Here is a 22,929-nt window from a genome sequence, read left to right as displayed (position 1 = left end):
CAAGCCTTTCAAATGGGCATACAAGGGTAAAGCCCTGAGCGTTTAAACGTTGGCCTATTTGCGGAATATAGCACTAGCTTTTCGGTAGATTGGCTTTTTGGCAAACCCCTTTAGCTGCTGGAGTAATCATTGACGGCGTGATGAAGCCGGGCAAATGAGCCATCGCGTCATTCCTTCCTGAAGGATATCAGACAGCGCTCTTTCCCGAAAGCACTCATCTTTGCAGGAAAATAACGACGCTTGAACGAATCGTTGTTGCTCAGAAAGGAAGTATCGCTGCCCATCCGTTACGTTCGTTTATAACGTTTCAAGCTGCAGCTGGCTGCCCCGACCGCCCGGCTCGGCAGGCACCACGATGAGGCGGCGCGCCAGTCGGGCCCGGAGCTCCGGCACGTGGCTGATTACCCCGACCGCCAGTCTGTCCGTATGCAGCTTCTCCAGCGCCGTTACCACTGTGTCCAGCAGCTCGGGATCGAGTGTTCCAAAGCCCTCATCCAGGAAGAAAAATTCAAGCGGATATTGGCCCCGCAGCTGGATTTGAGCCGATAAAGCAAGCGCAAGCGCCAGCGAGGTCAGAAAGGTCTCTCCCCCGGACAGGGTGGATACCGGTCTGCGCAGTCCGCCGTTGGCGTCATCACGAATCACAAAGCCGCCCCCGGAATCCACCTCCAGCGCGTAACGCTGCCGGGTGAGCCCCTTCAGCCGCTCGGATGCCGCCCGGCTTACCTGCATCAGCTGCTCTTCCGCCACGAATTCCACGAACGCATTCCCCCGAAACACGGTCTGAAGCTTGCCAAGACGCTCCAGCACCTCCTGCATTCGCTGCCTGCGGTCCTCCAAGTCCCGCCAGCGACGATGCTTGTCCTCCAGCTCCTCCGCCTGACGCTCCGCTCTTGCTTTGAGCTGCAGCGCCTCCTCATAGGCCTGTTGGCCTGCTTGATACCGGAGCTCCGCCTGCTCCCAGGCCTCCTTGGTAAGCAAGGCCTCGCCCAATTCCTGAATCAGGCTTTGCAGCCGGATTTGCACCTGCAGCAGCTGATCGCGGTACTGCTTCACCTGCCGGTCAATTAGCTCATGCTGCTCCTTGCCGAGCAGCGCCTGCGACAGCGAGGTCTCATCCGCAAAAGAGGTCTCCGCCAGCGCTTCCTGCCACGCCTTGCCGGATCGCAGCTCCGCCTCCTGTGCGGACGATTTCGCCTGTGCAGCTGCACTGAGGCGCAGTCCGCACTGGTGCAGCGCCTCCCGGGCCTGCTCCAGATCCCGCTTGGCCTGCTGGTCTGTCCGGCGCAGCTGCTGAAGCAGGCCTTCCGCAGCTGCGGCAAGCACAGCGGCATCTTCCCCGCCTGTGCGTTCCTGCACCTGCCTGCGCTTGTCCTCCAGCTGGGAAGCAAGGCTCTCCAGGCGAACCTTCGTTTCCGCCGCCTGCCGATCCAGTTCGGCCAGCTCCTGCTTGCAGCTGTCGATGACCTGCCGTTTCTCTTCAATAAACGGCTCGCTTTTGCCCAGCCGCTCCCGCAGCTCATCCGCTTGACGCTCCTGCTCTGTGAGCTGCTGCAGCAGCCGTTCCAGCTCCGCCTGCTCATAAGGCAGCCCTTCATATGTGCGCCGCCAGGCGGAGGCCGCCTGCTCCAGCTCCGCCTGCGCGCCGGACAGCTTGAGCTCGCTCTCCTGGAATAAAGCATGCAGCGTATGGTAGCGGGCTTGTACATCGGCATGCTCCCGCTCCAGCTTCTGCCTCAGGTCCTGCTGCCGCTGCCAGCCGGCCTGCGCGTGCTCCACGGCGGCGGCGTATGCGGAGCGCTCCCTCTTCAAGCCCTCCAGCATAGACGCACATGCTTCCGTCAGCAGCTCCGCCTGCTCCAGAAGCCGCTCCTCCGGTCCCGCTTGCAGTGCCGCAGCCGCTTCGCTCCAGGCCGCTTGCTCCTCTAGAAGCGGCTGCCCGGCAGCAGAAGGATCGCGATCGGAATCGGCTGGCGTCCTCTCCCGGACCGCTCCGGCACTGCCCATACCGGCACCATCAGATTCGGTTAAAAATAAGTGCATTTGCCGCTGAAGCTGGAGGCTCTTCTCCTCAAGGAGCCGGAAGCTGTACTCCAGCTCGGTTCCCTGCTTCTGAAGCTGCTCCAAAAGCCCGGCAGCCGCTTCCCCTCGATCGGCCTCATGCCCACCATGCTGCAGCGAGGCAGCAGAAGCGGAAGCCGCCTTCGGATGATGGAGAGAGCCGCACACGGGGCAGGCTTCTCCCTCCTGCAGCCCGGCAGCAAATGCATGAACAAGCTGCTGCAGCTGCTGCTCCCGGCAGGCCAGCCGGAGCCGACGAACCGCTTCCGGCATATCGGCAAGCAGGCCGCTTAGCAGCCGGACGGACGAATTCATGCCTGACGCCCGCTGGACAGCCGTACGGCAGTCCGTATACACATCCCGCACAAGCTGCTCCTGCGCTTCGCCCAGCTTGGCCTGCCGAAGAGCAAGCTCCTCCAGCTCCTGCTTCAGCTTGCCGCCTTCACGGTGAACCTCGCGGATAATGCTTTCGGCAGCGGCAATCCCCTGCCGCTCCTGAACCGCACGCTGCAGCCGCTGCCGGTCCTCCGCCTTTACTTCGCTCTGCGCCAGCAGCTGCTTCAGCTCTGCCTGCTTGACCCGCGCACGCTCCAGCAGCTGCGTTTCCCGCTCCAGACGGCCGGAAGCTTGTCTGCGCTGCTCGGCAATTTGTGTATGTTGGGCCAGCAGACCGGCTTGGCGCTCTTCCAGCAGCCGGACCTCCTCCTGAAGAAGCACAGCCTGCTTCAGCTGCTCCAGCCGGGCCGTCAAACCGGGCTCCTGCTCGGCAAGCTGCCGCTGCGCCTCCGCCTCCAGCAGCTGCAGACCAGCCGCCCGGTTCTGAGCGGCGGCTTCTTCCGCCAGCGCCTCTGCCCATCGATGCTCCCGTTCCTCGGCAGCCTGCCGGGCGTGCTTCCACTCGCGAAGCGCGGGCACGGCCTGGTGGGCAGCTGTGCTGAACTGGAGCCGGAGCTCCAGTTCAGCAATGTCCGGCTCCCGCGACAGAAGCCGTTCCTGCTCCTGCTCCAGCAGCTGCCGCTGCTCCTGACGCTCCCAGCGCTGCTTCGCTTCCGCGTAGAGCTTCTCCGCAGCCCCAAGCTGCTCCTTCTGCAGCTCCCACGCCTTGGCTGCAGCCTGCGCCTCTTGCCGGGCCGCCTGGAGCGCCTCCGGCGACGCATCGCCGAGCCCCAGCTGTTCGGCGGCGGTCTCCTTCATCCGGATGTCCGTCTCCTTGAACCGGGCCGAGACACGGGCCATCAGGCCGTCCCCGTACTGCTCCAGATGAAACAACCGCTGCAGCATTTGACGGCGCTCCTTGCCCGTTAGCGACAAAAATTCCGCGAACTTGCCCTGAGGAAGAACAACCGCCCGGGTGAAATCGGTCATGGTCAGTCCAATCGTTTCCTGCACGGCATGATTCACGTCCTGCGCCTTATCCGCCAGCACCTGCGGTCCCTCGGGAAGCTCCACAATAAAGCGGCAGACCGTTCCGGCAACCGAAACCTCCCCGCTGCGTTTAAACTGCCGTTCTACGCGGTACCTGCGACGGCCCTCCGCCGAGCTCAGCTCGAACTCAAAGGAAACGGACAGCTGCTTCTCGGCCTGGTTCATAATTCCCTGCGTGCCGCCCGGGGCACGCTCCACCTTGCCGTACAAGGCTAGCGTCATCGCATCCAAAAGGGTGGATTTTCCACTGCCGGTAGGTCCGAAAATCCCGAATACACCCGCTTCGCACAATTGCTCAAAATCAATCTCCTGCGGTTCCCGGTAGCTCTGCAGCCCGCTTACACGTAAACGAATCGGCTTCATAGCGCTTCACCGTCTCCTTTCCGTGCCCAATCAGGCATTGCTTCAGCACTGCCCGCAGCCTCATCAAGCAGCTCCATAAAGAGCCGGATCAGCTCCGGCTCCGGCTGAGCCCCTCCCGTTTGCCGCTCGTAGAATCGGCGGAACAGCTCGGGAGCGGACAGCTCCGACACCCGGATCACGTCCCGCTCGGAAGGGAGCGCATCAGCATAAACCGGACGGATATTGACAATGCCGTCGTGCGCTTTGCGCAGCCGCTGGATTTCCTCCATCGACAGCGCCTCGCTCAGCCGCAGCTCCAAATCAATCCAAGCGCCGGCATCCCGGCCCTCCTCCAGCCAGCGGTGCACCTGCTGCAGGCCCTCCTTGGCCCGCCATTCGACCAGCGGCCGGCCGCACTGCAAATACAGCTCCCGGGGGGTAACCGGCTGGCCCGGGCTCGCGTCAAACACCGTGACCGATTTGGCCTGCCCGGCTTCCGAGAAGCTGTAGGCCAGAGGCGAGCCGCTGTACCGCACCAGCTCATCGGCTTTGAGCGTCTGGGCCCGGTGCAGGTGCCCGAGCGCCGTATATTGCGCGCCAACGCAAAACGCGTCGGTAGCTACAGTATACGCCCCGCCAACCTGAATCGGGCGCTCGGAATCCGACTCCGCCCCGCCAAGCACATACACATGGCTCATCATGATATTAACCGTATCCTTCTGAAATCCCTGAGCCTGCTGCCTTAGCAGATGGGCTACCCGATCCGAATAAGCGGCACGCAGCACCGTTTCGTCGAGACTGTCGCTGAGCACCTCGCGCAGACGGGATTCGGACGGATACGGCAGCGCCAGCACCCTTGCGATCTCGCCCGTCCGTTCCACCTGCAGGCGCAGCAGCTCCGGCCGGGGCAGCCCAACCAGCGTAATTCCCTGCCTGGCGGCCAGCGGTCCGGAGGCGGAAAGGCGCTCCGGACTGTCGTGATTGCCCGCGATGACCGCAACCTGCCTGCGCCCGCCATCGGCCAAACGGCCCAGCGCTTCATAGAACAGCTGCTCGGCCGCAGCAGGCGGATTGACGGAATCATACGCATCTCCGGCTATCAGAACAACATCAATTTGCTCCGCTTGAACGAGCTCCACCAGCTCATCCACAAACGCCTCCTGCTCGGCCAGCCGGCTCCGGCCCTCCAGTGTGCGGCCAAGATGCCAATCGGCTGTGTGCAGCACCCGCACTTCGACTCCCTCCTTTTTCATACACGCATACACGCTATGATTCACACAAAGTTAGATGATAGATATCTAGATATTGACAGGCAAGCACAGCCATAGTCAGCGTCAGCCTCGGGCACCCGGTCGCAATTCGTTCGCCATCGCGTATCCCCATGCCCCAGCCCCAATGGCTTAATCCTGTACCGGATGCAGCCTCGGATAACAGCGAGCCGCACTACATCTCAACAACAATGCCGCCGTCCAAAAAATACAAGTACGCCTCTTCGATCGGCGCTTTCCAAATACTGCTGATGCTTCGCTTATACAAATCAATTTGAACCCGGTACCGGTCCCGAAGCTCCTCAGGGGAAGCGCCCCGGACGGCATCTGTCTTATAATCGAGCAGCACCCAGCGTCCGTTCTCTTCAAACAGACAGTCAATAACCCCTTGAATCAACAAGGTATCCCCGCCGTCCGCAGGCAATTGCGCCCCGCCACTGTAAATCGCCGGGTACACTTCCGCCGCAGGCAGCCCGTAGCTGAACGGGATCTCGCGCAGCACTTGGCTGGCGTGGAGCAGACGCTGTCCAATCTCATGGTCAAAAAATCGGCTGATCCGCTCCGGCTGTATAGCCTCCCGCTGTTCAAGCGTAATCAGCCGCTTGTCCGTCATCGTATCCAGCACCTGCCGAATCACCTCGGGCGTCATGCGGGCTATCCCGCTCGCCGCCGCAGGAAGCGGCAAATGCTGCATAACCAGGTGCGCCGCCGTGCCTCGCTCAGCGGCCGTCATTTGCCGTGCTTCCATAAATTTGGGCCGCTTAAACACCGGCTGCTGAAGCGGGCCGGACCCGCGAGGCGCTGCCGCAGGCCGCTCTCCGCTTCCGTTTCCTCCATCATGCTGCGTACCGGCTTCTGCGAAAGCCCCCGTTGAAGCCGTTATATTCAAAGCTCCCGCAGCTTCTCCGGCTGCCGATTCGTCACCTTCTCCTCCCGCCGGGAACCATCCCGGCAGGAAGGGCGACTCCGGCTCCAGCTCATCGCTTTGCGCCTGTCGCTCGCGATCCAGCCGCTTCAGCTCCGTCACTGTCGTCTTGGAGAGCAGTCCCGTCGCTTCCTGGTGCGGATAAATCCAGCCCAGCTGGCGCTGAACCGCTTCCGCATACTCTCCCGTGCTGGCTACCGGCAGCCTGTTGCGCAGCGCCTCCAGCCGGAAGGCATCGGGCTGCGCTTCTGGGCCGGCAGCAGCCTCAGCCAGCGCCAAGCCCGACAAGATTGCCGCCGGTACCGCCGATACGTGCCAGCGGGACGGATCGTCTGCCATATCCGGGGGTAATCGGAGCTCCAGGGCAGCCCGCTGGCGCAGTTCGGCTCCGGCCGGATGCCGAAGCACAACAGGGGCAATCCAGTCCATATAGCACTGTGCCTTCACCAAATCAAAAGCAGGCAGCGCCCAAGACTGGGCAGCCAATGAGCGGCCCCAGCCAGCCAGCTTCTTGTCGAGCCCTTTAACCGCGCCAAGCAGAATGAGCTTTTCTTTCGCCCGCGTTAAAGCTACGTACAGCACCCGCATCTCCTCAGCCAGCAGCTCGAGCCGCATCTTGCGGCGGATGGCCAGCATCGGCAGGGACGGGTACTGGATTCGCAGCTTCTCATCCACAAACGCCGGGCCGAAGCCGAGCTGCTTGTGCAGCAGGAAGCGCCCGTTCAAATCCCGGCGGTTGAACGTCTTGGACAATCCGGCAACAAATACAACCGGGAATTCCAGCCCTTTGCTGCTGTGAATGGTCATGATGCGGACAACATCCTCCTGCTCGCCTAACGCCCGGGCTGTACCCAGATCACCGCCACTGTCCCGCATCCGTTCAATAAAACGGAGAAAACGGAACAAGCCTCGCAAGGAAGTAGCTTCATATTGTCTGGCCCGGTCGTAGAGAGCCTTCAGGTTGGCCTGCCGCTGCAAGCCCCCGGGAAGCCCGCCTACGAAGTCGTAGTACCCGGTTTCGCGGTAAATGCGCCACAGCAAATCCGCCAGTGCCCCATGGCGCGCTTCTTCCCGCCAAACGGAGAGCTGACTTGCAAAATGCTGTATTTTGAGCCTTAATTCATCCTCGGCATGCTCGAAGGAAACCGATTCATCCGAAGCGGTCTTCGCCGCCGGAGGCTGCGCCGCCTGCAAATGCGGCTCCGCCGTACCTCCAGCCTTCTCCGGGGCTGCAGCAGTACCGATGCCGGAGGCGATATAAGCCATAATCGCTTCATAGAACAGCCCGCGCTTGTTATTCACCCGAAGCAGAGCAAGCTCCTCTTCATTTAATCCGACAATCGGGGAACGCAGGACTGCGGCAAGCGGAATATCCTGCAGCGGGTTATCAATAATTTGCAGCAGCGACATGATCGTCTCGACTTCCGTCGCCTCAAAATACCCTGTTTTGAGATCCGCATACGCGGGAATCCCCTGCAGCTTCAGCTCTTCCATAAACACAGGCGCCCACGCCTGCGACGACCGCATCAGGATCACAATATCCCGATACTGCAGCGGACGAAGCCCGCTGATGCGCTTGTCGAAGACCAGAAAGGGACGCCCTCCGTCGCCGAGCAGCTCCCGTATCCGCATTGCCACGGCCCGGGCTTCCAGCTGTGCGGCCTCCAGCGCCTGCTCTTCTCCGGCTTCGTCCGGTGCAGGCGTCTCCTCTTCTTCGCTGCTCTCGTCCTCAGGCTCCCGGGAATCTTCGCCGCCGCCCTGCTCCAGCATCAGCAGCTCCACCGCATACTCGGCAGCGGACTCTCCTGCCGGATAGCTGGCACCGCAAACCAATTCCGCGCTGCGATCGTAATCCATCTCGGCCGCAGCCTCATGCATAATTTGCCGGAACACATAGTTAACGCCGTCTACAACCTCCTGCCGGCTCCGGAAGTTCCGGGCCAAATCAATCCGGATGCCCGTCTCGTCTGCAGCCGGCAGCAGGCCGTGAAGCTCCCGACCTGTATCGTTTTCCGCTCCTTGTCCGCCAGTCATATCCGCCCCTTTGCCCAGGACTTCTGCGCCTGGGGCATGTCCGGCTTTGCCCGGACCGCTCCAATAACGTTTATATTTGTGAAGAAACAAGCCCGGCTCCGCCAGCCGAAAGCGGTAGTAGGGTAAGAACCCCGCGCCTTATCACATTCCTGTGACAGGTTTCGAAGAACTCCCCTCCGAACCGTACGTACTTGTCTCCAAGTATACGGCTCTCCACTTGTCATTTCGACCATAGATACTTACTCACCACGATGGATTTTATCGTGACATTCCTGACAAACGATGAGCGTCTTCCTATTCTTCCCTATCATCACTTTTCCCCATTTTTCTTTGCCTTTAAGGTTCTTCAGCTTGTTGACGTGATGAACCTCGTAGTTAAGCCTGAAATCGTTGGTGCCGCATAACTCGCATTGACCCGCTCTCAGCCGATCGAGCAAGCTTGTCGGGTTATTGAAGAACGGCATGAGGTTCGGATGAAGATCAGGGTCAGACAGTTTATAAGGAGTATTAGACCTCGTAAACCCATCCTTGTAGAAGTACAGGATTTTTGTCTGCCCTTTCTTGTCCTCGTAAGGAATTCCCCAATGCTTATCCACCATAAATTTCTGCTTAATCTTGGCAATGCTGGATTTATATTTGTTAGCGAGAGTCGCTAAGCAGCTATATTCCATGACATATCTTATTTGCCACATGTACCTGCTCACGTTGATTGCCATTTTGTAGAAGTTATAAAGACCACGTAAGCGGGCGTTGTACAGTGCAACAATCTCGATATCGGGATGGTTAATGATGGATGGAATGTGAAGCATTCTCCATTGTTTGGCGTTAATGTCTTTAACCATCTTATATTTCGTGATAAAGTTCCTGACCGTATCGTCCGGCATGTAGAGTTCAACGCATCCGTTGTACACTCTCTTTTTTACGCCGTTTTTGTCTTTTCGGAAATTCCAGTCGTCTCTGACCTTGATGATATGCCCAAGAAATTTGGCTCCGTCCGCAGAGTGAGTAATCAGCATCTTCTCTTCTGAAAGCTCGATCTTCAGTTCGCTCGCCATAAATTCTTTGATATCATCCTTAATCATTTCGCATTGTTCCTTACTGCCCCAGACTGCAATAACGAAGTCGTCAGCGTAACGAATGCATTTGATGCGTTTGAAGTCCGAGTTTTGAAAAGTATAGTAAGGGGTTTTATTTCGCAAGTCGGTTTGCTCTTTAATAAATTGTTTCAGGTTCTCCTGTGTGTCCGAGTCTGCTGCGGCTTCAAGCTTTCGCTTAGCACGGACGACTCGCATATCCAAGGTCTTATACCGCTTTGATACTGTTTTGGATTTCGGAGTGCCCTGATCGTATTTATTTTTGTAAGCGTTAAACCACTTGTCAACATGGTCAAGGTAGATGTTTGCAAGCACAGGGCTAACGATTCCGCCTTGCGGGGTACCGCTATAAGTTCCGCAGCGCTTCCAGTCTTCCATGGTTCCTGCCCTTAGGAACTTCCATATAAGTCGGATGAACTTCGCATCGTTGATCTTCTTCTCCAGTAGCGCGATGAGTTTGTGGTGAGAGATGTTGTCAAAGTATCCTTTGATGTCTCCTTCAATAAACCATGTTGCTCCTTTGAAGTTAACCTTTGCTTCGTGTAAGGCAGTGTGACAGCTGCGATTAGGTCTGAATCCATGACTAAAATCCTCAAAGGTGGGTTCGTACATCGCCTCAAGTATCATCCTGCATATTTCTTGGATGATTCGATCCGAGAAGGAAGGTATCCCGAGAGGACGTTTTTGTCCGTTCTTCTTCGGGATGTAAACCCTTCGTACCGGTTGTGGCTGATACGATTCATCTTTCATCATTTCTATAAGGGTTCTGATTTTATCCATGCTGAATTTGTCAGCCGTCTCACCGTCGATACCTGCAGTTCCACTACCGTTGTTGGCATAGAGGTTGTCGTAGGCTCGAAGATAAAAGTCAGGGTTGTAGAAATGGCGATAAACCCGTTCGAACACGTAGTCAGGCTTTTCACTGGATATCTTGGTCAATAGGTATAAAGTTTCGCTAGAATTCATGGAGCCTTGCGCTCCTTTCCGCAAATTTTATACCAACAAGCTGTCTCCCTTCGCCATGTGACAGGCTTTCCCTATCTCGGACTACTACGGAGACTCCGTTACCATATGGGATATTCAGCCCTCTACAGGGTATAGCGTTATCGGCGTTCCCACTTAGGTAATCCCCATTTAGTCACATCAGTCCAAGCACGATAAGTTGTCGGATGGTCCTTTCGTCCGTTCCACCTATCCAGGTGTGCGCCAGCGCTAGAGAAGCTTGGGTATCACCTCGAATTATAGCATTTATCTATTCGAAGTGTCTGACAGCGTTCAATTTATCCACTGTCAATAGCGCCGAGGTCAGGTAGCAGCTAACTTTCCTGCCGGGAAGCATTGCCCCGCTAAGACTAGACTTTAAGCAGTTTAGCTTTCATCCTTGTACTTATCTTTATGTCTCGCCGCTCAGTCGTGACGTGTTAGCTCGCCAACTTGCGACTTTCCCAACATGCTACACTCCCCATCAGGTTTCCCCTTTGGATAAGTTGGGAGACATGGCTTCGATACCCTTGAAGCCCCCCGGCTTAACGGGGTAAACTGATGCGCCTTATGGGCGCACAATACTCTGCTTAACATCGCCGACCATAAACCGGTTGCCGGGACCGCTCCGCGCGATTAAGGTGACAATGGATTCCTGCACCATATTCGTATCCTGATATTCATCGAGCAGCACTTCCTCAAACTGGGCCTGATACTCCAGCGCTGCCGCAGAGGGAATCGCCTCCTCCGGAGTCGATTCGGGAGCGCGTAAAATTTGCAGGCAGTAGTGCTCCAGATCAGAAAAATCAAGCAGCCCTCGGGCCGCCTTCTCCTGCCGGTACCGCTCGGCAAACGTTATAACCAGCTCGGCAAGCTTCGTCATTAGCGGGTGAATGGACTGAAGCTCTGCGCCGTATTGCTGCGTCGTCCGTACAAACAGCTCCTCCTGCAGCGACAGCAGCGTCTTCTTCACCTGATCCCGCAGCGCCTTAGCCTGCTGCTGGAGCTGCTTGTCATACTGATCTCCCCGGCACGCCTTCAATGTGCCGAAGCCGACCTGCTGCATCTGCTCCCGCAGCAGCTCCCAGGACTGCGCCGCCGCAAGCCGCAGGCGCTGAACCATCTCCAGCTCCTCCTGCAGCGTCTGGGCATAAGGCTGCGGCCCGCCGCTGACTCCGCACAATTCCAGCGCCTGCTCCACCAGCGCAGAGACGCCCTCCAGCTCCAAAGCGACATCCTGCCGCAGGCTGTCCAGCCAGCCCAGCCGCTTGTCCGCACCGCTGTCCGGGGCAAACTGCGCCGCCATTTCCCTCAGCCACACATCGGGCCAAGGATGACTGCGCGAGAATTCATATAAATCGAGAATTAAATGAACCAAATCCGCATCGCTGCGTTCCCCGCTGAACCAATCCGCCAGCTGCCAGAACGCATCCTGCTCCCCGGAGGAAGCGTAGGCTTCCTCCAGCAGCTCCTCCAGCACCTCCTGGCGGAGCAATTCGGACTCGGTATCGTTGGCCATCCGGAAGCCCGGGTCCAGATTCACCAGCTCAAAATAACGGCGCACGACCTCCAGACAAAAAGAGTGGAGCGTCGTAATGCTGGCCCGGTGCACCAGCGCCAGCTGACGGCGCAGATGCTCGCTGCCGGGCTGCTTGTACAGCTCATTTTCCAGCGCTTCCCGAATCCGGTGCTTCATCTCTGCAGCCGCTGCTTTCGTAAACGTAGCGACCAGCAGCCGATCCACATCGACGGGCCGCTGTTCATCCGAGATGCGGCGTATGATCCGCTCAACCAGCACGGCGGTTTTGCCCGATCCCGCCGCCGCTGCGACCAGCAGGTCACTGCCCCCTTCGGCAATAGCCCGCCACTGATCATCGGTCCAGGTGCTTCCTTGCGGCTTCGTTACGCCTGCTGCCATCATGGTGTTCTCTCCTTTATATCCGTTTGCGCGATTCCCGGCTCGGCCTCCATCTCGATGCGCCGCCAAACCTCCGTCTGCGAAACCGGGGCCAGTGCATTCGGAGAGCAGCCGTCCAGCAGCGGGTCGAATTGGCACACCGGCTTGTACGGGCAAAACGTACAGGCAGTATGCTTGCCAAGCTTATACGGGGAAATATCGACAACTCCTTCGGTCACCTCGGTCCCGATTCGGCGAATCACCTTCCGCACATGCCCCTGCAGCTTCTTCCATTCCTCATCCGTCATGATGGACGATCTGGCCGTGAAGCCGCCGTCCTTTTTAATGCCGACCGGCAGTAAATCCGATGTGCCGTGCCCGTCCCGCAATTCACCGTCCATCAGCCGCACCGTTTCCAAATCGGCGCGGACCATTCCTTTCATCTTATACCGTTTAAACAACTCCCGTTCGGCTTGCTCCGCGGGAACGCCATTCACCTTTTTCAACAGCGGATGATGAACATGGAAATACAGGGCGCCTGAAGGCGTCGCCTTGCGGCCAAGCCACTGCTCGGCATGGGTAATGACGACATCCAGGTATGTGAGGGTTTGAAGCGACAGCCCGTAATAGACCTCGGCAAGCTTGAGCGATGTCTGGCTCGACTTGTAGTCCACGATGCGAAGCAGCAGCCCGTCGTCGCCCTCCGCTTGGTCCACCCGGTCGATCCGGCCGATAATATTCATCGTTGATCCGTTGTCCAGACGAAATTCAAGCGGAGGAAGCTGCTGGCCGGGGCCGAAGCCGAGCTCCAGCGCCAGCGGCTGGAACTGGCTGCGCCGGGCATGCTCTCCCAGCGCAATGGACGCACGGCCTACAATTGATTTCAGCTTGCGGGCGATATAATGGTACCGTTTGGAGCTGAGCAGAATCTCGCCCTGCAGGCGGGGAACCAGTCCGTCTACAATGGTCGAGGCGCGCCGCAGACATTCTTCCGCGGTCAAATCCCCCCACGACATGCGGTCTACGAGCAGCTGTGACGCAAAGGCGCTAAGCGCTGCATGGAACAGCTCCCCGATATCCGGCGCTTCCAGCCGGAACACAGGACGCTCCCTCAGCCGCAAGCCGTGCGAGCTGAAATGCGAGAAGGGACAGGCGACAAACCGCTCCATCCGGGACACACTGGCGAGCAGGTGCTCCCCGTACAGCTCCCGGCTCGTCTCTCGCTGCAGCCGAAGCGCACGGTTGGTAAAAAATAACGATCGCACCGCCGAAGCAAGCCGCGTGCCCCATTCCGGCTGTGACGCAAACCAGTTATATGTATCCCACCATAACGCTCCAATATGGCCCTGCTTTCGCCATTCCCGCAGCTGGGCGACCAAATATGACAGCGCTTTGTCCGGGGCTGCCAGCGTATGCAGCTGCTCCGCGTCGCTCATGCCCGCATCCGGTTCGGTTTGCAGCGGGATCGCCTTCATCCCGGGGAACAGGCGGCCCAGATGCCGCACAATTTCCGAAGGCAGCAGCGCGCCGCCCTCTTCGTCGGCCAGCGGATAACTGAGCCACAGCTTGCGGGAAGGCAGCGTGAGCGCGGTATAAATCATAAACCGCTCATCCAGCAGCTTGCGCCGGCTTCCGTTAGCCAGCTCCAGGCCGCCGTCCGTCAGCGCCTCCCGCTCATTTTCGGTCAATACCCCGTCTTCGCTCATCACTGCAGGCATTACGCCCTCGGAGGCCCCCAGAATAAAGGCCACTTGTATGGGCCTAGAGCGGGTCCGATCCATGCTGCCAATCAGCACCTGATCCAGCGACGGCGGCACAAGCCCAAGCTGAATGCTCTCCAGCCCCGTATCCACGATATCGGCAAAATGCCCTGCGTCCAGCTTCTCGGCGCCCATCATCTCGACCAGCTGATCCAGCATATCGATAATGCTGTCCCAGACCTGGGCGTGCTCCTTCGCTTTTTCCGGCATCGCCCCGCCAATGCACGCCGCACTCCATTGCTCCAGTGTCCCCGGAGCGTCCAGGCCGGTTAACAAGGAAAATAACGCCTCCACCTGATCCTGCACAGACCCAGCCTGGCGGAGCTGCCGCTGAAACTGTTCAAGCGGCGCAGCAATCGCAAGCCGGCAGCGGTTCAGCCGCTGCTCCAGCTGCTCCGTCTCCCTATCCGCCGCGACCGTCTCGCCTTCGAGCGTAACCGCACGTCCGACCCGCCACGGCTTCGCTTCGGTCCAGCGCGAGATGCCCTGAATACCGTAGGCCAGCACCATATTTTCCAGACGATCCAGCAGCATCGTGATTTCCGAGCGGCTCAGCTCAGGAAGCTCCTGGGCCAGCCGGGGCAGGAAAAATCCCGTTTTGATCGCACGGAAAATCGCGTCATAACGCCAATTACGGGCAACAGCCTCCAGAACGGAACGAATCAGCTCGGCCATAGGATGATGCAGAATCGAGCGCTTGTGATCCATAAAGATCGGGATATGATAGTCTGCGAACGTTGTGCGCAGCAGGTCCCCATAGCCCTCCAGGTTACGGACTAACACGGTCATATCCCGCCAGCGGAGCCCTTCATCACGCGCCAGGCGAATCATCTCCCGTGCGGCGCCCTCAACCTCCGCCCTTCGGTTTGCAGCCTCCCGCAGCTCAATGCCTGCGAAGCCGGCAGCCTCGGCCGGCCGCTGCTCCGTTTCCTTGAACGGCCGCTTCGTATCATAATGCCTCTCCAAATGCGCGATCTCTGCTGCGCCGGCGAACCGCTGCTGCTGATCCAGCCGGACAACTTCCACTGTACGATCTCCGGCATGCTCCAGCGCAAGCTGCTGCAGACGAATCATGGTGGTGGCCGTCGGATGAAACATATCCAGCTCATGAGGACGCTCTCCGGCCGAGTACGGCTTGTCCAGACACAGAGTTATCGTCAACCGCCGGGCATGCTTCATGAAGGTGCCGATAATTGCGTATTCCTGCGGAGTAAACCCGTTAAACCCGTCTACCCATACCTCGGCCTGACCCGCCAAGGACGACTCGCCGAATTGTCCGGCCAGCATCGTCAAAATATCCTCAGAATCGGCATAATGCCGCACCAGTTCCTTCGTAAACAAACCGTATAAATGCTGCACGTCGCGAAGCTTGGAGCGAAACAAGCCGGTGACAGACCCGCCGTTCTCCAGCGCCTCGGCCTGCTGTTCCAGAGACTCCGGCGTGACGTCATACCGGCGAAACTCACTGAAAAGCTCATTTAATTTATCAATCAATCCAAGCTGGTGAACGGAGGATCGGAATAAGCCGAGCTCCTCCTGATGCTGAAGCATCAGCTTGTGCAGCAGCATTTTTTTGCCGCTGTCATCGATGGGCACCAGTGCGGTTCCCCCGGTTTCCTGCATCACCCGCCAGGCCATCCTGCGGAAGCTGAGCACCTGAGCCCGCAGCATGCCGCCAATTTGCGGCGAGGTAATCAGCGCGTGCTCCATTTGAAAGGTGGCCTGCTCCGGCACAAGGAAAACAAGCGGGTGCCCCTGCGGCTTTTGGAAGAGCTGCGTCTTCAGCTCCTCCAGACAAAACCGGCTTTTTCCGCTGCCTGCGCGACCTATGACAAACCGTATCGACATTTCCCCACGCTCCCTCCCTCATTCACCTATTCTAGCATATTTCCGCCTGCGCTCCCGATCCTATTTTGTCTTTGAAATCCAGTTACTGTAAAGTAACCTTGATGCCGGACATGTCCGGCATACGGCAACATGCAGCGAGCACCGCATGATCGGGAGCCGCGTTCGACGCTTTCTGTGTTCCCCGATCTGCGGCCGCACGGCTGCAGCGGCTTCTCATCCCGCAGCTTTACGGGTATCCTTGGCCGAACAGGATGCAGATGCCGTCTGCGCGCCGGTCGTTTTTTAGATGAAATTGTTTAAAAACTATAAACCGGAACCTGTCTTTTCCGATATATAATAATAGAAGTATATGTCACCACCGGGAGGAAACCAAAAAACGATGCTTCTAAATCATGAATGCGACTATCGTTTGCAAACCGGACAATTCACTATAAAATATAGCCAATCGGAGCTGGCGTACCTCTACCTGCCGACCCGAGAGGAATACATGATCATTTATATCATGAACGGGCAGCATGCCCTGTTTGTCCGGGATCGCTCCTACCAGCTGCAGCAGGGCGATATTGCTTTTATCCCGGCGGGAGAGATACACCGCAATGTGACTTCTCCTTCCGTTACGGGAGATAAGCTTATCATCGAGTTCCATCCGGACTTCATCTCTCCGATGCAAGCGCTTTTTATGGAAACAGAGCTGCTTCACCCGTTCTCCAATCCATATAAGGTGCTGCACCTGGCCGAAGAAGAACGGCGGTTTGTGGAAAGCGCATGTATGCGGATGATGCAGGAGATGAACGGCCGTCCTGCGGAGTTCGAAATGGCTGTCCGCATGCTGCTCACCGAGCTGCTGCTGCAATGCGGAGTTCGCAGGCAGACCGGGCAGGAACAGCCTGAGTCCGCCTCAGCCAACTCGCTGCATGCCAAAATATCCGAAATCGCACAATTTGTAAGCCTCCATTTTACAGAACGGATCAGCCTTTCACAAATTGCAGTGCAGTTTCAGTTTAATCCAAGCTATTTAAGCAAGCTCTTTAAGCAAATCACAGGGTTTTCTTATGTGGAATACGTGAGCATTCTCCGGGTAAAAGCCTCCCAACAGCCGCTGATCGAGTCCAAAGAGGCCGTGGCGGATATTGCCGAGCGAATGGGCTTCGACAGCCTGACTCATTTCGGACGGGTGTTTAAGGCGTATGTCGGCATGACTCCGACCGCCTATCGGCTGCTGCATCGCAGCCAGCCCACGTCACGCAAGACCCTGAAGCCGTCCAAGCCTCAGCTATCCCGGGCATGAACGGCGGTTATGAGCAAATAGACCGCGGACCCTATCGATATTCCAAAGGGGACCCTGGTCTTTTTTTCATTGTAGCAGAATAACAACGGGGATAGAAAGACACGAGTTCAAATACAATGGGGATATAGCCCCGTACAGGCTTCTTTAAGTTCTAATGACGGGCTGCAAGCATTGCGGGCATTTACAGTCTTTACAGTCTTTACAGTCTTTACAGCATTTACGGCATTTACGGCATTTACGGCATTTACGGCATTTACGGCATTTACAGCCTTTGTGCCTATGCGACCGGCAGAGCGCCTGCGCCATCAGGATTCCGCAAGCGTGCTGCGGTTCCGGCTGGCCGCCAAGCGGCGGGCTGCTGTCCCCTTGAGTGTCCCGGTTTTTGACAATGTAGGGGGAGATGCTATACTGTTTATAATTCGTAATAATTACTATTATCTGTGCTCGCTCTGTTCCCATGAGCAAGATTCCCTGTAATCACACGGCGCCGCCTTCGCCGGGCTGCCCCGAATATGACCCGTAAGGAGCGATTAGATGAGCAAGGTTCCGGTATTTATTCTTAGCGGCTTTCTGGGAAGCGGAAAAACAACGCTGCTGCTGAGGCTTCTTGAGGAAGCGCAGCGCCGCGGCCTGAAGCCGGCTATTCTGATGAATGAGCTCGGACAGTCTGATGTCGACGGTGGACTCGTGCAGGCAAAGCTGCAAGAGGCCGGGCTGGAGAAGCTGCTGGACGGCTGTATTTGCTGCAGCAAAAAAGCAGAGGTCGCCGGCTCCGTGGGCCGGCTGCTTCAGGGCCGGCCCGATGTGCTGTTCGTTGAGCTGACCGGAGTAGCCAATCCGGAGGAGGTGGCGGATGCGCTCAGCGAGCCCTTCCTGCTCGGCCGGACCGAGCTCAGGCATATTTTGACTGTGGTGGATGCCGAATGGGTGCTGGAATACAACAGCCTCTTTAACACGGACCAGGCGCTCAAGCAGACGCTGCGCCGCCAAATGGAGGTAGCGGATATTGTGCTCGTCAACAAAACGGATCTCGTCCCGGTCAGCCGTCTGCCCAAAATTGAAAAGGCTGTCCGCAAGCAGAATGAAGCCGCTCGCCTTCACTATACGACCTTTAGCCGCATGGAGCCGGAGCCGTTGTTTGCCGGTCTGCAGCCGCTGGCATATGCTGCGCCCGCCGTAAGCAAGGCGCCGTTCAAGGTCGTCGGCGCGGCTCAGCGGCAGGTCTCCCGGCAGCACACCCACGCTCAGGAGTACCACAATCCGGCACCGACCTCCTACAGCCGGGTTCAAACCTTGACACTGGCGCTTCCGCAGCAAGCCGCCCTGGCTCCGAGGCACGTAGCGCAGTTTATCAAGCGGTGCGGACCTCAGCTGCTGCGGGCGAAGGGGTATATCGCCAGTGCGGAAGACGGCTCAAGCCGACTGATGCAGTTTGCCGGAGGGCGGATAAACTGGCAGAGCACCGATTTTGAAGGAGCCCCTTACCTGGTGCTGATCGGGATTGGTCTGGACGCAGAACAGATTGGCCGCGATTGGAGCAGCCTCATCGAACAGACCCCAGGCACGCGTTCCTAATCACTTGCTCGCGCCAAGCTGGGCGGGGTGCGGCGTCGCATGACGGCCGTCAGCCACATGCCGCCGCTTGAAATAAACGTTTAAACCTCCTTTAATCAGCCGATAAAAATCATGTAAAGCGTCGAAACGGCCTTAGCCCTGTATTCCGCAGGGGCTAAGGCCGTTTCGATTTGACAAGATGCCGATCTTATTTCGCACTACGCGCAGTGCCCAGTATACCGTGGCTTGCGTTGATAGCCGCTGAATCCCCAGCCGGTGATAAACGAGCCTCATGGCGGTGTCAAGCGTCTGCTATCCTCATGCCGTCCGATTCCCTCCGGCAGCAAAGCCTGTACGCGCGCCTCGCTTCATTCTCAGCCTTGTACTAACCGCAGCGCGCTTGAGCCCTTCAGCTCGGCAAGCGATCCGGCGCCGATGCCGAACATGGCTGCCGCCAGCTCGAACTCCAGCTGCTGCATAACTAAATCCAGCGCTTCCATCGAATCTACGGCCGGAGCCAGCAGCACCCGTCCGAACGCTGCCGTATCCGCGCCAAGCGCAATCGCCTTGGCCGCCGTCAGCCCGCTGTCAATCCCGCCGCTGGCGATTAGCGGCATATGCGGGAGCAGGCTGTGCACTTCCCGCACCGAATCGGCGGCAGGAATTCCCCATCCGGCAAAGGTGTCGGCCGCCAGACGCCGGATGCCCTTGGCGCTGCGGTATTTCTCCACCTGGCTCCAGGACGTGCCGCCCGCTCCTGCGACATCAATGAACTCTACTCCGGCATCCGCCAGACGAAGCGCGGCTTCGCCGCTGATTCCCCAGCCAACCTCCTTGACGCCGACCGGCACGGAGAGTGATCGGCAGACTTCCCGGATTTTGCCCGCCAAATGCCTGAAATCCGTGTCGCCTTCGGGCTGAAAAATTTCCTGCATGCTGTTCAAATGCAGAACAAGTCCATCCGCCTCCACCAGTTCAACCGCACGCTGGCATTCCTCGGCCCCATAGCCATAATTCAGCTGGACGGCCCCGAGGTTAGCGAAAATCGGAATGGTCGGGGCTATATCCCGTACCCGGAAGCTGTAAGCCGTGTTCACATTTTCCACCGCTGCGCGGACCGATCCGACACCCATCGCCCAGCCCCGACGCTCTGCCGTCTCAGCCAAAATCCGGTTAATTTCCCAGGCTTGACGGGTTCCTCCGGTCATCGAGCTGACGATAAACGGCACTCGAAGCGACTTGCCCAAAAAAGCAGATCCGGTATCAATTTCCTCAAACCGGATTTCGGGCAGCGCGTTATGCCAAAACCGGTATTTTTCCCAGCCGCCGCTAATTCCGACCCCGCCTACCTCCTTCTCCAGACAAATGCGGATGTGCTCCGTCTTGCGCCGCTCCATCTGCTCGTCCGGCGTTTCCCCCCCGAACGCTGCGTCAGGCAGCTCTCTACTGTCGTTAGGCCCTTGCCCTGCGGCCTTTGTATGCTCCGTCACTTCAACACAACCTCTCTCCCAATCTCCTGATGCACCCGGCTACCCGGCGCCCTCTGCGGAATACAGCGGCCAGTTTCCTTTACTTCCTATATTGACAGATAATGTGTCCAGGGACAAGCGCTGCACACACCTGAAATTCCCAGGTCTGTGCGGCAGATGACCAGCGCCCCTCATCCCCCCGGTCTTATCCCTACGCCCGCTGCTCGAACAGGCGGCTGATTCCGATGATGACCTGCACCGCTTTTTCCATATTGTCCACCGATATGTATTCGTACTTGCCGTGATCATTTTCTCCGCCGGTACAAATATTCGGGGCCGGCAGCCCCATATAGCACAGCTGCGACCCGTCCTTCCCGCCGCGAATCGGCTTGATGTCCGGCTCGATGCCAAGGCTGCGCATCGCTTGCTCGGCAATCCGCACAATTTCGAAAACCGGCTCAATTTTGTCCCGCATGTTGTAGTACTGATCCTTCAGCTCCAGCTCCACGCTGCTCTCGCCGTATTCCTGCTTCAGCTCGCTGACAAGCGCTGCGACCACCGCCTTGCGCTCTTCAAAGCGGTTCCGGTCAAAATCGCGGATTATATAACGCAGCACCGTCTGTTCGACATCTCCCTGAAATGAAAGCAGATGGTAAAAGCCTTCATCGCCTTCGGTCAGCTCCGGAGCTTCATCCGCCGGAGGCCGTCCGTGGAACGCCATGGCGATTTGGGCCGAATGGACCATCTTGCCCTTGGCTGTGCCAGGATGAACCTTCGTTCCCCGGAACGTGATGCGCGCGGCTGCCGCATTGAAGCTCTCGTACTGCAGCTCTCCTAGCGGGCCTCCGTCCACCGTATAGGCGTATGCTGCGCCAAACGCGGCCACGTCGAACCGATGCGGCCCCCGGCCAATCTCTTCATCCGGCGTAAACGCCACCCGGATCGTATCGTGCTTGATTTCAGGATGCGCAGCCAAATAAGCCATAGCGGCCATCATTTCGGCGATGCCAGCTTTATTGTCCGCGCCAAGCAGGGTTCTTGTGGTCGACCGACCGCCGTCATGCAGCGAAACACCGCGCGCTTTGCCGTCCGTCGTCATCAGCGTATGGCCCTTATACCGGGCCAGCTCGGGAAACTCCCTCGGCGAGAGCACTACGGACAGCGCCTCGTTCAGCGCGATATCTTGGCGGTCATAGTTCTCGACCATTTGCGGGTTTACCCCTTGGCCAGTAAAACCGGTCGCCGTATCCAGGTGCGCCAAAAAGCCAATCACCGGCGCCTGCTTGTCGGTATTGGAGGGCAGCGTCGCCATGACATAACCGCTCTCATCCATCGTTACGTCCTGCAGGCCGATGCTTCCAATTCGGCGGCAAGCTGCCTGCCGAGCGTAATTTGCCCGGGGTGGACGGGCATGACGCACTGTCATCATTGGATTGGGTGTCTATTTTAACGTAAGCGCTCAAGCGCCTGAGAAGCTCCTGCTTCATCATCACTCAGCCCCTTTGGGTTATGCTTGCCTCCTCTATTTTATCATATTCTCCGGCCGCTATAAGCCCTAGGCGGACACGAACAGAGGCTTTATTCTACCGACATGAGGCTTGTCTGTTCCATTACTGTCAGCCGCCTGGAGTCAGCCCGTACCTCGGCGGCCCGCTGAAGCTCGCTCAATCACCTAAGCGACATCATTTCATGAGGGAATCAGGCGAAAAACAAGCCTGCCAGAGCTTCCGGCAGGCTTGTTTTTCAATAGAAGGTTATTCCGTCGGCTAACCTTCCGCGTTTATTTTGTTCGCTTCCACATAATCCGCCAGCGCCTGAAGCATAAAGCCCATCCGCTCTACCTCCGGCACAACAATTCGCTCTACGCCTTCTTCCCGAATACATTCGGCCGTATATTTGCCGACGGCAACGGCAAGGGTTCCTGCGGCAAACCCGCTGCAAAGCTTATCCAGCAGCCCCTGCTCCCGGGCGTAAGCGAATAAAAACCGTACCTGCGGACCGCTGGTAAACGTCACGGCGTCCACTTCCCCGTCCGCGATTTCTCGGGTCAGCCGCTCCAGCGCAGCCGTTTCCGGCGGGGTATGGCGATAAGGAAGCAGCTCGAAATAGCTTGCCCCCTGCCGCTGCAAATAGCCGACCAGGCGCGGAGCCGGATCGCCATGAAGCTGCAGCGCCACATTACAGCCGCGCAAATCGTGCTGCTCCAGCATGCGCATCAGTCCGGCGGTCGTTCCGTCGTCATCCCGGACGACAGGCACGATATTCAGCTTTTTGAGCACCCCATATCCTTTATAACCTCGCACCGCCACCTTGGCTTTACCCAGCTTGTCCAGGAATTCGGCATACCGGCCCATTTTGTCCGCGATGCCGCACAGCGTATCAAGACCGACTCCGGTCGTGATAATGACCCAATCAATCTCCTCCCGCAAGAACCGCTGCAGCATCAGCTCTGCTTCGGCATCCTCCAGAAACACGGTTCCCTGTGATGGGCGTACCAGCGGAATGCCGCCCGCCTTCTCCACCATACGTCCGAGCTCCTCGGCCTTGCGGGGCCCTGTAATGGCCACCCGGATTCCTTCCAAATTCAATCTGCTCATCTGGCACCTCTTTCACCCTGCTTGATGTTACAAACCATAACGCACAATGCCGACAAATTCAATAGTTGACACGCCAAATCCGACAAAAAAATGCTTTTAAATCGCAATACTCGGTTTTGAACATTCGCTAAATCAACAAAGCATGTCTTTACGATTCTCAACCGGCATTCACAGCGTTGTCCATATTTCCCCAAATGACAGCTGAAAACGTCCTGCCGCAAATTCCACAAAAGGCAGGACGTTATTTCAAATTTCAAGATACAACTTATTTTTCAAATCAGATCACTAGCGTTGCATTAATTTTCTCTGAATCTTCATAATTTTCTGTATTTATCTCATTCAGACGCAAAAAAATCCTTTACAATGGATTGGCAGGTAGTTCCTGT

General features: G+C 57.7%; 9 protein-coding genes and 2 pseudogenes. 2 read left to right on the top strand and 9 right to left on the bottom strand.

Translation table 11 applies throughout. From position 1 onward, the window contains the following. Positions 1-297: 297 nt before the first annotated feature. From WBG83_RS21050 to addB, 6 genes and pseudogenes are all read right to left on the bottom strand, one after another. Positions 298-3,849 (bottom strand): SMC family ATPase, encoded by a 3,552-nt coding sequence (locus tag WBG83_RS21050; protein ID WP_336747329.1) that lies wholly within the window; start codon positions 3,847-3,849, stop codon positions 298-300. Next, positions 3,846-5,060 carry an exonuclease SbcCD subunit D gene (locus WBG83_RS21045; RefSeq protein ID WP_336747328.1) on the bottom strand — a complete coding sequence of 405 codons (1,215 nt, stop codon included), beginning with the start codon at positions 5,058-5,060 and terminating at the stop codon, positions 3,846-3,848. The genes WBG83_RS21050 and WBG83_RS21045 overlap by 4 nt, the downstream gene beginning before the upstream one ends. Positions 5,061-5,271: 211 nt before the next feature. Continuing rightward, positions 5,272-7,974, bottom strand: a pseudogene (addA, locus tag WBG83_RS21040) (helicase-exonuclease AddAB subunit AddA); the annotation flags it as partial. Between the two features lie 320 nt (positions 7,975-8,294). Further along, positions 8,295-10,115, bottom strand: coding sequence for a reverse transcriptase domain-containing protein (locus WBG83_RS21035; protein WP_336747326.1), 1,821 nt, complete (start codon positions 10,113-10,115; stop codon positions 8,295-8,297). Between the two features lie 583 nt (positions 10,116-10,698). Then, positions 10,699-12,051, bottom strand: coding sequence for a UvrD-helicase domain-containing protein (locus WBG83_RS21030; protein ID WP_336747325.1), 1,353 nt, complete (start codon positions 12,049-12,051; stop codon positions 10,699-10,701). Continuing rightward, a complete protein-coding gene (gene addB / locus WBG83_RS21025) occupies positions 12,048-15,635 on the bottom strand; it encodes a helicase-exonuclease AddAB subunit AddB (protein ID WP_336747324.1) in 3,588 nt (1,195 codons plus the stop codon). The genes WBG83_RS21030 and addB overlap by 4 nt, the downstream gene beginning before the upstream one ends. A 379-nt stretch (positions 15,636-16,014) precedes the next feature. Between addB and WBG83_RS21020 the strand changes: the two genes are divergently transcribed. Beyond that, the gene (locus tag WBG83_RS21020) at positions 16,015-16,923 is read left to right on the top strand and encodes a helix-turn-helix domain-containing protein (protein WP_336747322.1); all 909 of its coding nucleotides are present in this window, start codon (positions 16,015-16,017) and stop codon (positions 16,921-16,923) included. Positions 16,924-17,457: 534 nt separating this feature from the next. Continuing rightward, entirely contained in the window at positions 17,458-18,498 is a 1,041-nt protein-coding gene (locus WBG83_RS21015; RefSeq protein WP_336747321.1) for a CobW family GTP-binding protein, read from the top strand. 353 nt (positions 18,499-18,851) lie between these two features. On the opposite strand, the gene fni is transcribed toward WBG83_RS21015, so the two are convergent. From fni to WBG83_RS21000, 3 genes and pseudogenes are all read right to left on the bottom strand, one after another. Further along, positions 18,852-19,874: a type 2 isopentenyl-diphosphate Delta-isomerase gene (gene fni / locus WBG83_RS21010; protein WP_336747331.1), complete on the bottom strand. Its 1,023-nt coding sequence runs from the start codon at positions 19,872-19,874 to the stop codon at positions 18,852-18,854. 283 nt (positions 19,875-20,157) lie between these two features. Then, positions 20,158-21,433: pseudogene (pepT, locus tag WBG83_RS21005) on the bottom strand (peptidase T). Positions 21,434-21,712: 279 nt separating this feature from the next. Continuing rightward, positions 21,713-22,543 (bottom strand): uroporphyrinogen-III synthase, encoded by an 831-nt coding sequence (locus WBG83_RS21000; RefSeq protein ID WP_336747320.1) that lies wholly within the window; start codon positions 22,541-22,543, stop codon positions 21,713-21,715. Between the last annotated feature and the right edge of the window lie 386 nt (positions 22,544-22,929).

The sequence above is a fragment of the Paenibacillus sp. y28 genome (assembly GCF_037137075.1).
In the GTDB taxonomy this organism is placed as follows: domain Bacteria; phylum Bacillota; class Bacilli; order Paenibacillales; family NBRC-103111; genus JBBBNV01.
The sequence above is the reverse complement of the archived record's forward strand: the minus strand, read 5'-3'. Positions and strand labels throughout refer to the sequence as shown.